The sequence below is a fragment of the Streptomyces sp. RLB3-17 genome, assembly GCF_007113425.2.
GTDB classification, from domain to species: Bacteria; Actinomycetota; Actinomycetes; order Streptomycetales; family Streptomycetaceae; genus Streptomyces; species Streptomyces mirabilis_D.
In genome coordinates, this window is the sequence record NZ_CP041610.2 from 3,265,917 (window position 1) to 3,278,631 (window position 12,715).

General features: G+C 69.7%; 14 protein-coding genes and 1 pseudogene. 3 read left to right on the forward strand and 12 right to left on the reverse strand.

What is annotated here, in order from left to right; all coding sequences use genetic code 11:
- The first annotated feature begins 145 nt into the window (after nucleotides 1-145).
- Nucleotides 146-283, forward strand: a complete 138-nt coding sequence (locus FNV62_RS15215; RefSeq protein WP_164405946.1) for a hypothetical protein — start codon at nucleotides 146-148, stop codon at nucleotides 281-283.
- A 121-nt stretch (nucleotides 284-404) separates the two neighbouring features.
- Nucleotides 405-2,573: an RNA polymerase recycling motor ATPase HelR gene (helR, locus tag FNV62_RS15220; RefSeq protein ID WP_144315307.1), complete on the forward strand. Its 2,169-nt coding sequence runs from the start codon at nucleotides 405-407 to the stop codon at nucleotides 2,571-2,573.
- Between the two features lie 53 nt (nucleotides 2,574-2,626).
- Here helR and FNV62_RS15225 read toward each other — a convergent pair whose 3' ends face one another.
- The 8 genes and pseudogenes from FNV62_RS15225 to istA form a co-directional block, all read right to left on the reverse strand.
- Nucleotides 2,627-2,974 (reverse strand): DUF1330 domain-containing protein, encoded by a 348-nt coding sequence (locus FNV62_RS15225; protein ID WP_054235886.1) that lies wholly within the window; start codon nucleotides 2,972-2,974, stop codon nucleotides 2,627-2,629.
- A gap of 289 nt (nucleotides 2,975-3,263) precedes the next feature.
- Nucleotides 3,264-3,659 carry a hypothetical protein gene (locus FNV62_RS15230; protein WP_144315308.1) on the reverse strand — a complete coding sequence of 132 codons (396 nt, stop codon included), beginning with the start codon at nucleotides 3,657-3,659 and terminating at the stop codon, nucleotides 3,264-3,266.
- A gap of 187 nt (nucleotides 3,660-3,846) precedes the next feature.
- The gene (gene dapD / locus FNV62_RS15235) at nucleotides 3,847-4,836 is read right to left on the reverse strand and encodes a 2,3,4,5-tetrahydropyridine-2,6-dicarboxylate N-succinyltransferase (RefSeq protein ID WP_097284186.1); all 990 of its coding nucleotides are present in this window, start codon (nucleotides 4,834-4,836) and stop codon (nucleotides 3,847-3,849) included.
- A 147-nt stretch (nucleotides 4,837-4,983) separates the two neighbouring features.
- On the reverse strand, nucleotides 4,984-5,523 hold the full coding sequence (locus FNV62_RS15240; protein ID WP_144315309.1) for a TetR/AcrR family transcriptional regulator: 540 nt from the start codon (nucleotides 5,521-5,523) through the stop codon (nucleotides 4,984-4,986).
- The gene (locus tag FNV62_RS15245; protein WP_263986825.1) at nucleotides 5,523-5,906 is read right to left on the reverse strand and encodes a DMT family transporter; all 384 of its coding nucleotides are present in this window, start codon (nucleotides 5,904-5,906) and stop codon (nucleotides 5,523-5,525) included. The genes FNV62_RS15240 and FNV62_RS15245 overlap by 1 nt, the downstream gene beginning before the upstream one ends.
- Before the next feature lie 230 nt (nucleotides 5,907-6,136).
- A pseudogene (locus tag FNV62_RS57085) lies at nucleotides 6,137-6,253 on the reverse strand (sulfotransferase); the annotation flags it as partial.
- 569 nt (nucleotides 6,254-6,822) lie between these two features.
- Nucleotides 6,823-7,641, reverse strand: coding sequence for an IS21-like element helper ATPase IstB (gene istB, locus FNV62_RS15255; RefSeq protein ID WP_144315245.1), 819 nt, complete (start codon nucleotides 7,639-7,641; stop codon nucleotides 6,823-6,825).
- Entirely contained in the window at nucleotides 7,641-8,921 is a 1,281-nt protein-coding gene (gene istA, locus FNV62_RS15260) for an IS21 family transposase (protein WP_143613979.1), read from the reverse strand. Before istA ends, istB begins: the two co-directional genes overlap by 1 nt.
- A gap of 114 nt (nucleotides 8,922-9,035) precedes the next feature.
- Between istA and FNV62_RS15265 the strand changes: the two genes are divergently transcribed.
- On the forward strand, nucleotides 9,036-9,791 hold the full coding sequence (locus FNV62_RS15265; protein WP_225900261.1) for an AbfB domain-containing protein: 756 nt from the start codon (nucleotides 9,036-9,038) through the stop codon (nucleotides 9,789-9,791).
- Between the two features lie 69 nt (nucleotides 9,792-9,860).
- On the opposite strand, the gene FNV62_RS15270 is transcribed toward FNV62_RS15265, so the two are convergent.
- From FNV62_RS15270 to sufC, 4 genes are read right to left on the reverse strand one after another with little or no spacing between them, the layout of a single operon-like run.
- Nucleotides 9,861-10,199, reverse strand: coding sequence for a metal-sulfur cluster assembly factor (locus tag FNV62_RS15270; protein ID WP_054235892.1), 339 nt, complete (start codon nucleotides 10,197-10,199; stop codon nucleotides 9,861-9,863).
- On the reverse strand, nucleotides 10,196-10,660 hold the full coding sequence (gene sufU, locus FNV62_RS15275) for a Fe-S cluster assembly sulfur transfer protein SufU (protein ID WP_054235893.1): 465 nt from the start codon (nucleotides 10,658-10,660) through the stop codon (nucleotides 10,196-10,198). Before sufU ends, FNV62_RS15270 begins: the two co-directional genes overlap by 4 nt.
- A gap of 15 nt (nucleotides 10,661-10,675) precedes the next feature.
- Complete coding sequence (locus FNV62_RS15280) at nucleotides 10,676-11,932, reverse strand: cysteine desulfurase (protein WP_054235894.1); 1,257 nt, start codon at nucleotides 11,930-11,932, stop codon at nucleotides 10,676-10,678.
- Complete coding sequence (gene sufC, locus FNV62_RS15285; protein WP_054235895.1) at nucleotides 11,929-12,711, reverse strand: Fe-S cluster assembly ATPase SufC; 783 nt, start codon at nucleotides 12,709-12,711, stop codon at nucleotides 11,929-11,931. Before sufC ends, FNV62_RS15280 begins: the two co-directional genes overlap by 4 nt.
- Nucleotides 12,712-12,715 lie beyond the last annotated feature (4 nt).

The window sequence follows — 12,715 nt, forward strand, 5'->3', positions numbered from 1 at the left end:
ACGTGCCGCCGGTGCCGCTCGGCCCGTCGATGCGCTCGGTGGCGACCGGCCTGATGCGCGAGCCGTACGGCGAGGCAGAGAACAGCCACCGGGCAGTGATCGGTCTGCGGCGCCGGCCCCCGGGACCCGCGCACGAGCGAGGGCCGTGGTCCCCACGATCCGCACCGACGGGGCGACGGTGGCCGCGAAGCTTCTCCTCGACATGATCGACACGACCGGCACGACCGGCACGACCGGCATGACCGGCATGACCGGCCGGGACAACCCGCGCATGTCCGCATGAGCCACGCGGGACCGCCCCGTCAGAACCCCGCTCACGAGAACCCGCACACGCCGGTCCGGACGCCTTGCCGCGCGCAAGGGTCACGAGCGACCTCACCTTCGCAGCATTCGGAGCCAACGACGTGAACCCCCTGACCACCAGTGCGTTCGACCTTCCCGACCGTCTCGCCACCAAGGCCGACCCGACGCTGATCGCCGGCGACGAGCAGCACTTCGCGGCCCTCGCGGAGTGCCTGGAGCAGTCGATCGCCGAGCTGACCGAACGCCTCGACGCCGAGCGCAGGACGCCCGGCGGCCTCGGCCGGCAAGCGATGGACCGGGACATCGAGATCCACCGGCTGACCGCTCGCCTGCGCGCACTGCGTCGCTTCGGTCTGGACCTGTGCCTGGGGCACATGGTCGGCGCGGACAGCCCCGAACCCGTGTACGTCGGACGACTCGGCCTTAAGGACAGCACGGGTCGTCGGCTGCTGCTCGACTGGCGCTCCCCCGCCGCCGAGCCGTTCTTCGGAGCCACCCACGCCAACCCGATGGGGCTGGCGAGCCGCCGCAGGTACCGCTGGACGGGCGGCCGGATCGGCGACTACTGGGACGAGGTGTTCACCTCGGACGGGTTCGCCGGGCACGCCGCGCTCGACGACCAGTCCGCCTTCATCGCCAGCCTGAGCGGCGACCGGTCGGGGCGGATGCGCGACGTGCTCGGCACCATCCAGGCCGACCAGGACGCCATCATCCGCGCGGGATCACGCGGCGCTCTCGTCGTCGACGGCGGCCCGGGTACGGGCAAGACTGTCGTCGCCCTGCACCGCTCCGCCTACCTCCTCCACTCCGACCCGCGCCTCGGTCACCGCCGGGGCGGCGTGCTGTTCGTCGGTCCGCACCGGCCCTACCTGGCGTACGTCGCCGACGTCCTTCCCAGCCTCGGAGAGGAGGGCGTGCAGACCTGCGTCCTGCGGGACCTCGTCGCCGAGGGAGCCGCGGCGACGATCGAGGCCGATCCGGACGTGGCCGCCCTGAAGTCGTCCGTGAACCTGGTGAAGGCGATCGAGACGGCCGTCAGGTTCTACGAGGAGCCGCCCACCAAGGGGATGACGGTCACGACCCACTGGTCCGACATCTGGCTGAGCGCCGACGACTGGGCCACGGCGTTCGAAGCGGCGGAACCCGGTACTCCGCACAACGAGGCCCGCGACCAGGTCTGGGAGGAGCTGCTCACGATCCTGGTGGAGGGGCACGACGACGCCTCGGCACATGACGACGACATGTCGGCCGACCTGCTCCGCACGTCGCTGCGGCGGAACAGGGAGCTGCTCCTGGCCTTCAACCGCGCGTGGCCGCTGCTCGAAGCGGCCGACCTCGTCTCAGATCTGTGGTCGGTACCCGCCTACCTGCGCACGTGCGCACCCTGGCTCGGCCCCGACGAGGTCCGGAAGCTGCAGCGCGAGGACGCCCAGGCCTGGACGGTGTCCGACCTGCCGTTCCTGGACGCGGCACGGCAGCGGCTCGGCGACCCGGAGGCGGCGCGGCGCAAGCGTCGCAACGAAGCCGCCGTGGCCGCCGAACGCGCGCGCAGGGCCGACGTCATCGACAGCCTGCTGCAGAACGTCGTGATCGACGAGAGCGAGGGCGCGCTGGGCATGCTGCACGGACAGGACCTGCGGGACACCCTGGTCGACGAGTCCGCGCTGCCCGGCACCGAACCGGACCTGCTGGCCGGCCCGTTCGCGCACATCGTCGTGGACGAGGCCCAGGAGCTGACCGACGCGGAGTGGCAGATGCTGCTGCCGCGGTGCCCGTCCCGGAGCTTCACCATCGTCGGGGACCGTGCCCAGGCCAGGCACGGGTTCACGGAGTCGTGGCGGGAACGGCTCGAGCGGATCGGGCTCGACCGGATCGAGTCGGCGTCCCTGGGCATCAACTACCGGACGCCGGAAGAAATCATGGCGGAGGCCGAGCCGGTCATCCGGGCCGTGCTCCCGGACGCCAATGTGCCGACCTCCATCCGCAGCGGCGGCGTTCCCGTCGTCCACGGATCCGCCGCGGATCTGGGCTCGATCCTCGACACCTGGCTCGCCACGCACGCCGCCGGGATCGCCTGCGTCATCGGCGATCCCTCGTTCCGGACGACGTCCCGTGTCCGTTCGCTGACCCCGGAGCTGTCGAAGGGGCTCGAGTTCGACCTGGTCGTCCTCATCGATCCGGAGGCGTTCGGCGAGGGCGTCGAAGGAGCGGTCGACCGCTATGTCGCGATGACCCGGGCGACCCGGCAACTCGTCATCCTCACGAGCTGACGAAGCCGCGTCGACACCGACGACCAACAGGGCGCGCCGGCCGAGCCCGAGGGCTACTCGGCGGGCAGCGCCTCCCGCATCGCCTTCGCGGTGACGGTCGGGTCGTAGCCCTCGGGGACGCCTTCGACCAGAATGATCTCGCCCTCGATGTGGCGCGAGCGCAGCGGTGCGATCTCCTGGTACGCGGGTGAGTCCCACCAGGCACGCGCTTCGGCGATCCCCGGGAACCCGATCACGACGACGTGCCCGGGCCAACTGCCCTCCTTCACCTCGTGCTGCGCGGCGTGCACGAGAAAGCGTCCGCCGTACGGCTCGAAGGTGGTGGGGATGCGCTCGATGTACTCGGCGATCTCCGGGTGCGGAGCGGCCTCTTGCAGGTGGGCAATGACGTAGGCGGGCATGGTGTCCTTCCGGTCGGTCGGGCTCCGTACGCTGAAAGCCTGGCATGCGGGCGCACCCCGGTCGATGACCTGAGAGGTAAGCGGATCCCGCCCGCAGCGCGCACCGCACGCGCTCTTCCGAACTGGTGCGGCGAGCACGCTGCTCATCAGCGCGTGTCCTGGGCCGCCGGCGTGTACTGCCGTGCACACCTACCTCTTCGTCGACGGCTTCGACGTGAAAGATCAGCTAGATCCCGCGGACCCTCGCGGCAGGCGTCAGGCCGGCTGAGCCGCTCCGGCGCGGCTGAGGTCAGGCCGGCACAGGCATGAAGCCGCCGCGGACTGTGCCCGAGGACAGCAGGGCGGACCAGTCGAGTACGTCGGGCAATTGGTCCAAAGACAGGACGACGGCTCCACCGGCCTGCTCGGCGTCCTCGCACCAGTCGGCCATGCCGCTGGACGCCCCGGCTTCGTCGGGCCCGCCGACCACCGGCGCAGCGAGAGCGGGGACGACGAGCCCGTGGTCCCCAGGTCCGTCCACGACACACAGGGTGAGTCGGGGGACGATGCCCCAACCCTCGCACCGGGGCACCGCCCCGTCGGGCGCGACCAAGAGCGGTAGGGCGTCGTGGACAGGCGCGTCGGCCAGCAGGAGCACGGGCGTGGCGCCACGGACGAAGAGAGTGTTCTCAGGATCGAGCAGCATCGGAACACTCTCGCAGCATGGGGCGCAGGTGTGGCAGACGGGTGCCTGGAGTGGCAGCGAGCGCCCTCCCGGCGGTCCTGGGGCCGTGGAAGGGCGCTCGATGGTGACCGGCGTCGACAGCTGCCGACAGCTCGGCAGCGGGTCAGGGCGTCGGTCGAGGGCGGCCGCAGGTCACGGCCGCCGATGATCAGTTGTGGCTGTGCAGAATCTCGTTCAGGCCGCCCCACACCGCGTTGTTCGGCCGGGCCTCGACGGTTCCGGTCACCGAGTTGCGGCGGAAGAGGATGTTCGACGCACCGGACAGCTCGCGGGCCTTGACGATCTGCCCGTCGGGCATGGTCACGCGGGTGCCCGCGGTGACGTACAGTCCCGCCTCGACCACGCACTCGTCGCCGAGGGCGATACCGACGCCCGCCTCGGCGCCGATCAGGCAGCGCTCGCCGATGGTGATGCGGACGTTGCCGCCTCCGGACAGGGTGCCCATGGTGGAGGCGCCGCCGCCGATGTCGGAGCCGTCGCCGATCACGACACCGGCCGAGATGCGGCCCTCGACCATCGACGTGCCGAGCGTGCCCGCGTTGAAGTTCACGAAGCCCTCGTGCATGACGGTGGTGCCCTCGGCGAGGTGCGCGCCGAGCCGGACACGGTCGGCGTCGGCGATCCGGACGCCCTTGGGGGCGACGTAGTCCGTCATGCGCGGGAACTTGTCGATGGACGTCACCTGGAGGTGCAGGCCCTCGGCGCGGGCGTTGAGGCGCGCCTTCTCGACGTCGTCCACGGCGACCGGGCCGAGCGAGGTCCAGGCGACGTTGGCGAGGTGACCGAAGATGCCGTCCAGGCTCTGGCCGTGCGGCTTCACGAGGCGGTGCGAGAGCAGGTGCAGGCGCAGGTAGGTGTCGTGCGCGTCGATCGGCTTCTCGTCCAGTGAGGCGATGACCGTGCGGACCGCGACCACTTCGACGCCCCGGCGGGCGTCGGGCCCGATGGCTTTGGCGGCGCCTTCGCCGAGCAGCTCGACGGCACGCTCGGCGGACAGCCGCTCGGTGCCGGCCGGGCCGGGTTCGGCGGACAGCTCGGGCGCGGGGAACCAGGTGTCGAGGACGGTGCCGTCGGCCGTGAGGGTGGCGAGGCCGGCGGCGACGGCGCCGGTGGTGCGAGTAGCAGTCGTGTCGGTCATGGGTGAAACCTAACGCGGCCCGGGGCGCACGAGCGAACCGGTACGCCCGCCATCTCACGTGCCGGGCTCCCCGTACGCCCCTGCGCGGGACGCACGGCAGGACCTCGCCCTCGCACCCCGCGCGTCCCCCGCGCCGAGCCCTCCGCCTCAGCCGATCACCCGCCCCAACACCTCCCGCGCGTACCCCTCGTCGTACGAGGCCCCTGTCAGCAGCACCTGCAGACAGATCCCGTCCAACAGTGCCACCAGTGCCCTCGCGGTGACGGGGTCGGTGCGGCGGGCGAGGGGTTCGGCGAGGTCCTGGACCCATTCGGCGGCAACGGGGCGCAGGGCGGGGCGGCGCAGCGCCGCGAGGTAGAGCTCGTACTCCAGCTCCACCCCCGTACGGTCGCCCGCGAGCCACTCCCCCATCAGCCCGGCGAGTTCGCCGGCGAGGTCGGCCCGGGGGTCCTCCAGCGCACCATGGGCGGCGATCACCTTGGCGAAGCCCTCGTTCGCCTGGCGCAGCGCGGCGACCATGAGCTCGTCGAGGGTCTTGAAGTGGTACGTGGTGGAGCCGAGCGGCACATCGGCCTCGGCGGCGACGGTGCGATGGCTCAGCCCGGCGAGTCCCTTGGCGCCCACGACCCGGATCGCCGCGTCGATGATCCGCTGCCGCCGCTCGGGGTCGTAGCGGCGCGCCGCCATCAGTGGGCCCCGCCGAGGTTCAGCACCACGACCCCGCCGATGATCAGCAGTATCCCGGCGACCTTGGTGAAGCTGAGCGCCTCGCCGAGGAACACCATGCCGATCGCGGCGATGACGGCGGTGCCGGCGCCGGCCCAGATCGCGTAGGCCGTGCCGACCTGGACGGTCTTGAGGCACTGCGCGAGCAGCACGAAGGCGATGACGTATCCGAGGACGGTCACCAGCGAGGGCCAGAGCCTGCTGAAGCCCTCGCTGTACTTCATGGCGGTCGTGGCGGCCACCTCGGAGGCGATGGCTCCGGCGAGCAGTGCGTATCCCATGTGTACGAGTGTACGCATCGATGCGTACGCACGTACACAAGGAGCGCGAGCCCCCCACCACAGCCCATCCCGCGCCAGGCCGGCAGGCCGCCGGCCCCGGTTCGCACACCCGCGCCAGGCGGTCGAGCGTCCGCCGCCCCAATACGGCCTCGCTCAGCCGTATCTGATCGGGCGTCAGCCTGGTGATCCAGGTGCCCGCCGGTTCGCCAGATGGCCGAAGGCCGGCCGTCCTTCGTAGGCGGGGAGCACGTTGGGGCCCCCGTGCCCTTAAGGCCATGGTGGAGCGTTTCGGGCGGCAGGGCGATCCGTGGACGCGCGTGCAGCATCGGCTGGACAAGCGTGGTTCCCGAGCGGGAGCGGCCGAGGACGAACACCGGGCGGGTGGGGGCGGGTTGCACAGAAGCGGACACGACCTCACGCTGTCGCGCCCCGATGAGCCCGGACTTGGATCACACCGAGCATGCAATGTGCAGCCACCACGCCCATGAAATCCCATGAACCCCCATGAATCCCCGTGGGGCCACCGGGATCAGTGGGGAAACGGCTGCTCAGAAGTCACCAAGTCCACTACTGTTTCACCAGTCGCGCACCGGGTTTCCACGGCTACCGCCGTTCCGTGTGCCTGCGCCCCCTCTTGTGCTGAGACCAGTAGACGAATCCGCGTGCGCCTTGGGCGACGCTGGAGGAACGCGCATGCCAGAAACAACGCCAGAGCCCGAACCCGAGCCCGGGCCCGACCAGCCCGTGCCCACTTCGGAGGAACCCGCCTGGCGCCCCACCCCCCAAGGCACTCCCTATCCTGCGGAACTGCCTCCCTTCGTCGAGCCGCCGGTGCCCTGGGAGTCCGGGGAGTTCCCGGACGAGGGACGGCTGCCCGGAACCCGACGGCTGTGGATGGCCGGCGGATGTCGGCGGCGGTTGAATCCTGACCCGGTTTGGGCGGTCGAGTTCTGACCCACCGGGTCTGGGTTGCCGGTGTTCAGTCGGTGTCGTGTGTGGCGGTGGGGACGCGTCCGAGTTGGCGTCCGCGCATGCGGTAGGAGTCGCCTTTGAGGGAGTGGACCTCGGCGTGGTGGACGAGGCGGTCGATCACGGCGGCGGCCACGGTCTCGTCGCCGAAGACCTCGCCCCAGCGTCCGAAGGGTTTGTTGCTCGTGACGATCACGCTTGCTCTCTCGTATCTGTTGGAGACCAGCTGGAAGAACAGGTTCGCGGCCTCGGATTCGAAGGGGATGTAGCCGACCTCGTCGACCACGATCAGCGGATAGCGGGACAGTTTGGTGAGCTCGGCCTGGAGGCGTCCGGTGTGGTGGGCGGCGGCCAGGCGGTCGACCCACTCGGCGGCGGTGGCGAACGCGACCCGGTGGCCGGCCTGGCAGGCGCGGACCGCGAGCCCGATCGCCAGGTGTGTCTTTCCGGTCCCCGGCGGCCCCAGGAAGACGGCGTTCTCCTTGGCGGCGATGAAGTCCAACGTGCCCAGATGCGCGAGTTGTTGGCGCGTTATGCCGCGCAGATGGGTGACGTCGAGTTCCTCGACCGTCTTGATCGCCGGGAAGCGGGCGGAGCGGATGCGGGCCTCGCCGCCGTGGGACTCACGGGCGGAGACCTCCCGCTGGAGGCAGGCGACGAGGAACTCGGTGTGAGTCCAGGTCTCCTTCAAGGCGCGTTCGGCCAGCCGCTCAGCGGCGTCCAGCAGGGCCGGGGCTTTCATCGCCCGGGCCAGGAAGGACAGGTCAGCGGTGGTCTGGCGGCCGGTTCTGGGCCCCGCCGGGGCGGCGGTCTTGGCGGTGGCAGGCATCAGGAGACCTCCGGCTCGTCCTGTCCGCCGCCGCCCTCGATGAGGGTGAACATGCGGTCATAAGCGTCGAGTTGGCGTTGTTCGACCTCGACGAGATCGGCCGCGGTGGCGGTGTTCTGCTGGCGGGCGGCCAGAGCCCGGGAGGCTTGGTGGTGGCGGTAGTCGCCGCGCAGGAGGGCGGCGGCGCGGGCATGGACCGGGTCGGTGATGGTCTGCTGCTTGGCCCAGCACCGCGGATGGCGGGCGACTTCCGCCCCGCCGGGCGTCAGGGTCACGACGACCTCGTCGGTGTCGGTGCGGACCTGGACTTTCTTGCCGATGGCCAGGGGGTGCACGGAGTAGTCGCAGGTGTCGACGCGGACGTAGTGGTCGCGGCCGATGCGGGTGGCAAAGCGCCACCAGCGCGGCGGATCGACCGGCGGCAAAGTGAGCATCTGGGCCCGGTCAGCCTCCCACCGGTCGACCGGCCGGGCGCCCAGGATGCGGTGCTGGCGCCGGTTGGCGATGGCCAGCCAGGCGGTCAGCTGGGTGTTGAAGTCCTCGGATCCGGTGAAGGTGCGGCCCGGCAGGAAGCTGGTCTCCAGGTAACCGTTGGCCCTCTCAACCAGCCCCTTCGCCTCCGGATCACGGGGTCTGCAGAGGTAGATCCGGGTGGCAAGCAGGCCCGCGAACGCAGCGAAGTCGCCGGTCACCTTGCCGCGGCCGATACCGGCCTCGTTGTCCCAGACGAGCATCCGCGGAACCGCATTCCAGCCGGTCAGCAGCTTCCAGTGCCCGTCGATCAGGTCGCCGGTGGTGCGGGTGGGCAGCATCCGCGCGGCAATGATCCGCGAGTAGCCCGAGACCATCACGAGCACCGGCGGACGGCCGGACTGCCCGTAACCGAGCGGGATATCGGCCGGCGGGAACCACAGGTCACACTGCGCCAGCTCGCCGGGCTGATACGTGGTGCGCGAGACCGGATCGACGGGCAGATAGGCGGGCCGCAGCTCACGCACGCGTTCCTTGAGGACGGTCATCCCGCGTTCCCAGCCGATCCGCTCGGCGATCACCGTCGCCGGCATCGTCGGGGTCTGCTTCAGCAGTTCCCGGATCTGCGGCTCGACCGCGTCGACCGCCGAGCCCTTGGCCGGCCGGGAGTAGACCGGCGGACGGTCCGTGGCCAGCGCCCGCTTCACGGTGTTCTTCGAGATGCCCAGCTGCCGGGCGATCGCCCGGATCGGCATCTGCTCGGCCCGGTGCAGCCTGCGGATCTCTGCCCAGTCCTCCACGGAAATCACCCTCTTCTCCTGACCTTCGATCAAGATCAGGTTGGTCAGAAGACCACGAAGTGGGTCAGTTTTGATCCGCCGTCAGAGGGTCACGATTCACCCGTCGCCGACAGCGGACTCGCGGTGGCGGTACTCATCGCCACCGCGACCGCGATCGCCGTACTGGACAGCAACACTGACGCCGCGTCGAAGAACAGGGCGAACCACACCGCCTCCGACACCGACGTCCCGCTCATACCCGGCTTCTCCGCCTCGGCCGGCGGCAGCACCACGGCCCCGGCGGGCAAGAACGCCCTGTCCTCCCCGCGGCACTCCGGCTCCACCTCCACCGCGTCGGACTCGGCCTCACCGGGGCCCTCGGAACAGGGGTCCGACGACAAGCCCGTCGCCGGCACCACCGAGCCGTCGCAGACCGCCGCGTCCAGCAAGCCTCCCGAGTCCAATCCCGTCTCCTCGCGGAAGTCGCTCCAGTCGGTCAACTACCCGAACCGCTACTGGCATCTGAGCGACGGCTTCGTACGGCTCGATCCGGTGGATTCGGGCAGTTCGGGCTCGACCAAGCGGGACGCCAGCTTCAAGGTGGTGGCGGGACTCGGCAACTCCAACTGCTACTCCTTCGCCACCGCCGACGGCGCGTATCTGCGCCACCGCAACTTCTCTCTGCGCGCCGACCGCAACGACGGCTCCGACCTCTTCCGCAAGGACGCCACCTTCTGCCCCCGGACGTCCCCGTACACCGGCGCCGTCATGCTGGAGTCGATCAACTACCCGGGCCGCTATCTGCGCCACCGCAACTTCCAGCTCCGCCTGGACAGGGACGACAACAGTCAGCTCTTCCGCGCGGACTCGGCGTTCCGTGTGGTGAACGGCTGGTCCTGAGCGCAGGAACACCTGTGGCCCCCGGCGAACCGCCGGGGGCCACAGACGTGTGCGAAGGTGTGCGCGGACTCAGACGTTGAACCCGAGCGCCCGAAGCTGCTCACGCCCGTCGTCCGTGATCTTGTCCGGGCCCCACGGCGGCATCCAGACCCAGTTGATGCGCAGTTCGTTGACGATGCCGTCCGTGGCGGACTTGGCCTGGTCCTCGATGACGTCGGTGAGCGGGCAGGCCGCGGACGTCAGGGTCATGTCGATCGTCGCGATGTTCGCGTCGTCGATGTGGATACCGTAGATCAGGCCGAGGTTGACGACGTCGATGCCCAGCTCGGGGTCGACGACGTCGTACAGCGCCTCACGGACTTCTTCCTCGGAGGCCGGCTTCATCGTCAGGGTCTCGTTCTCGCTCATGCCGTCTTCCTCTCGGCGCTCTCGCCCAGAGCCTGGGCCGTCGCGTCCTTCCAGGCCATCCAACTCAGGAGGGCGCACTTGACCCGGGCCGGGTACTTGGAGACACCGGCGAACGCGACCGCGTCCTCCAGCACCTCCTCCATAGCGTCGTCGGGCTCGATCCTGCCCTTGGACTGCATCAGCTCCAGGAAGGTCTCCTGGATCTTCTGCGCCTCGGACACGTCCTTGCCGACGAGGAGCTCGTTCAGCACGGACGCCGAGGCCTGGCTGATGGAGCAGCCCTGTCCCTCGTACGAGATGTCCGCGATCTGCTCGCCGTCGTACTTCACGCGCAGCGTGATCTCGTCGCCGCACGTCGGGTTGACGTGGTGCACCTCGGCATCGCCATCCCGCAAGCCTCGCCCATGGGGGTGCTTGTAGTGGTCCAGGATGACTTCCTGGTACATCGAATCAAGCTTCACGTCTCAGCCAGCCCCTCAGCCGAAGAAGTTCCGGACGTGCTCCAGGCCGTCCACCAGCGCGTCGATCTCGGCCGGCGTGGAGTACAGATAGAACGACGCTCGCGTGGTCGCAGGAATTCCGTACCGCAGGCAGACCGGGCGTGCGCAGTGGTGTCCGACCCGGACCGCGATGCCCTGCTCGTCCAGGACCTGGCCCACGTCGTGCGGGTGGATGTCACCCAGGGTGAACGAGATCGCGGCGCCGCGGTCCTCGGCCGTGGTCGGGCCGATGATCCGCAGGTCGGGGACCTCACCGAGCCGCTTCACCGCGTATTCGGTGAGCGCGTGCTCATGGGCGAGGATCTTGTCCATGCCGATCGCGTTCAGGTAGTCGATCGCCGCGCCGAGGCCGACCGCCTGCGCGATCGGCGGGGTGCCGGCCTCGAACTTGTGCGGCGCCGGGGCGTACGTCGACGAGTGCATCGACACCGTCTCGATCATCTCGCCGCCGCCGAGGAACGGGGGCAGGTCCTCCAGGAGCTCCTGGCGGCCCCACAGCACGCCGATGCCCGTCGGACCGCACATCTTGTGGCCGGTGAAGGCCACGAAGTCGGCCTGGAGGGCCTGGACGTCCAGCGGCATGTGCGGCGCGGCCTGCGAGGCGTCGATGCAGACCAGCGCGCCGACCTCCTGGGCGCGGCGCACTATCGCCTCGACCGGGTTCACGGTGCCCAGGATGTTCGACACCAGCACGAAGGAGACGATCTTCGTCTTCTCGGTGATGATCTCGTTGATGTTCGACAGATCGAGACGGCCGTCGTCGGTGAGACCGAACCACTTCAGCTTCGCGCCCGTGCGCTGCGCCAGCAGCTGCCACGGCACGATGTTGGAGTGGTGCTCCATCTCGGTGATGACGATCTCGGTCTCGTGGTCGACCCGGTAGGGCTCGTCGGCCCAGCCGAGCATGTTGGCCACGAGGTTGAGCGACTCGGAGGCGTTCTTGGTGAAGATCACCTCGTCGCGGCTCGGAGCGTTGATGAACGCGGCGACCTTGTCGCGCGCGCCCTCGTACAGCGCCGTGGCCTCCTCGGCGAGCACATGCACACCGCGGTGGACGTTGGCGTTGTAGCGCTCGTAGTACTCACTCAGGGCGTCCAGCACCTGGCGCGGCTTCTGCGAGGTCGCCGCGTTGTCCAGGTACACGAGCTTCCTGCCGTCGTGGACCTGACGGTCCAGGATGGGGAAGTCCTTGCGGATCGCCTCGGTGTCGAGGAGGCCCGGCAGCTGTGTCACGCGGATGCGCCACCCTTCATGTCGACTTCATGCTTCGCATAAGCCTCGTAGCCCTCGTTCTCCAGCTTGTCGGCGAGCTCGGCGCCGCCGGACTCGACGATGCGGCCGCCGGAGAAGACGTGGACGAAGTCGGGCTTGATGTAGCGCAGGATGCGCGTGTAGTGCGTGATCAGCAGGGTGCCGACCTCACCGGTCTCGCGGACGCGGTTGACACCCTCGGAGACGACACGCAGGGCGTCGACGTCCAGGCCGGAGTCGGTCTCGTCGAGGATCGCGATCTTCGGCTTGAGCAGCTCCAGCTGGAGGATCTCGTGGCGCTTCTTCTCACCGCCGGAGAAGCCCTCGTTCACGTTGCGCTCGGCGAAGGCGGGGTCCATGGAGAGGCGCTCCATGGTCTCCTTGACCTCCTTCACCCAGGTGCGCAGCTTGGGGGCCTCGCCGCGGACGGCCGTGGCGGAGGTGCGCAGGAAGTTGGAGACCGAGACACCGGGGATCTCGACCGGGTACTGCATCGCGAGGAACAGGCCCGCGCGGGCGCGCTCGTCGACGGACATCTCCAGGACGTTCTCGCCGTCGAGGGTGACGGTGCCGCCGGTGATCGTGTACTTCGGGTGGCCCGCGAGCGAGTAGGCGAGGGTCGACTTGCCGGAGCCGTTGGGGCCCATGATGGCGTGCGTCTCGCCCTGCTTCACGGTCAGGTCGACGCCCTTGAGGATCTCCTTCGTGGCGTTGTCGGCCTCGACGGTGACGTGCAGGTCGTGGATTTCAAGCGTTGCCATGGGT

Bases quoted from the DNA above. Each gene is read 5' to 3' on its own strand.
- FNV62_RS15225 (WP_054235886.1), bottom strand. From the start codon at position 2,974: ATGCCCGCCTACGTCATTGCCCACCTGCAAGAGGCCGCTCCGCACCCG.
- FNV62_RS15240 (WP_144315309.1), bottom strand. From the start codon at position 5,523: ATGGCGGCGCGCCGCTACGACCCCGAGCGGCGGCAGCGGATCATCGAC.
- dapD (WP_097284186.1), bottom strand. From the start codon at position 4,836: ATGACCGACACGACTGCTACTCGCACCACCGGCGCCGTCGCCGCCGGC.
- FNV62_RS15270 (WP_054235892.1), bottom strand. From the start codon at position 10,199: ATGAGCGAGAACGAGACCCTGACGATGAAGCCGGCCTCCGAGGAAGAA.
- FNV62_RS15230 (WP_144315308.1), bottom strand. From the start codon at position 3,659: ATGCTGCTCGATCCTGAGAACACTCTCTTCGTCCGTGGCGCCACGCCC.
- istB (WP_144315245.1), bottom strand. From the start codon at position 7,641: ATGCCTGCCACCGCCAAGACCGCCGCCCCGGCGGGGCCCAGAACCGGC.
- sufC (WP_054235895.1), bottom strand. From the start codon at position 12,711: ATGGCAACGCTTGAAATCCACGACCTGCACGTCACCGTCGAGGCCGAC.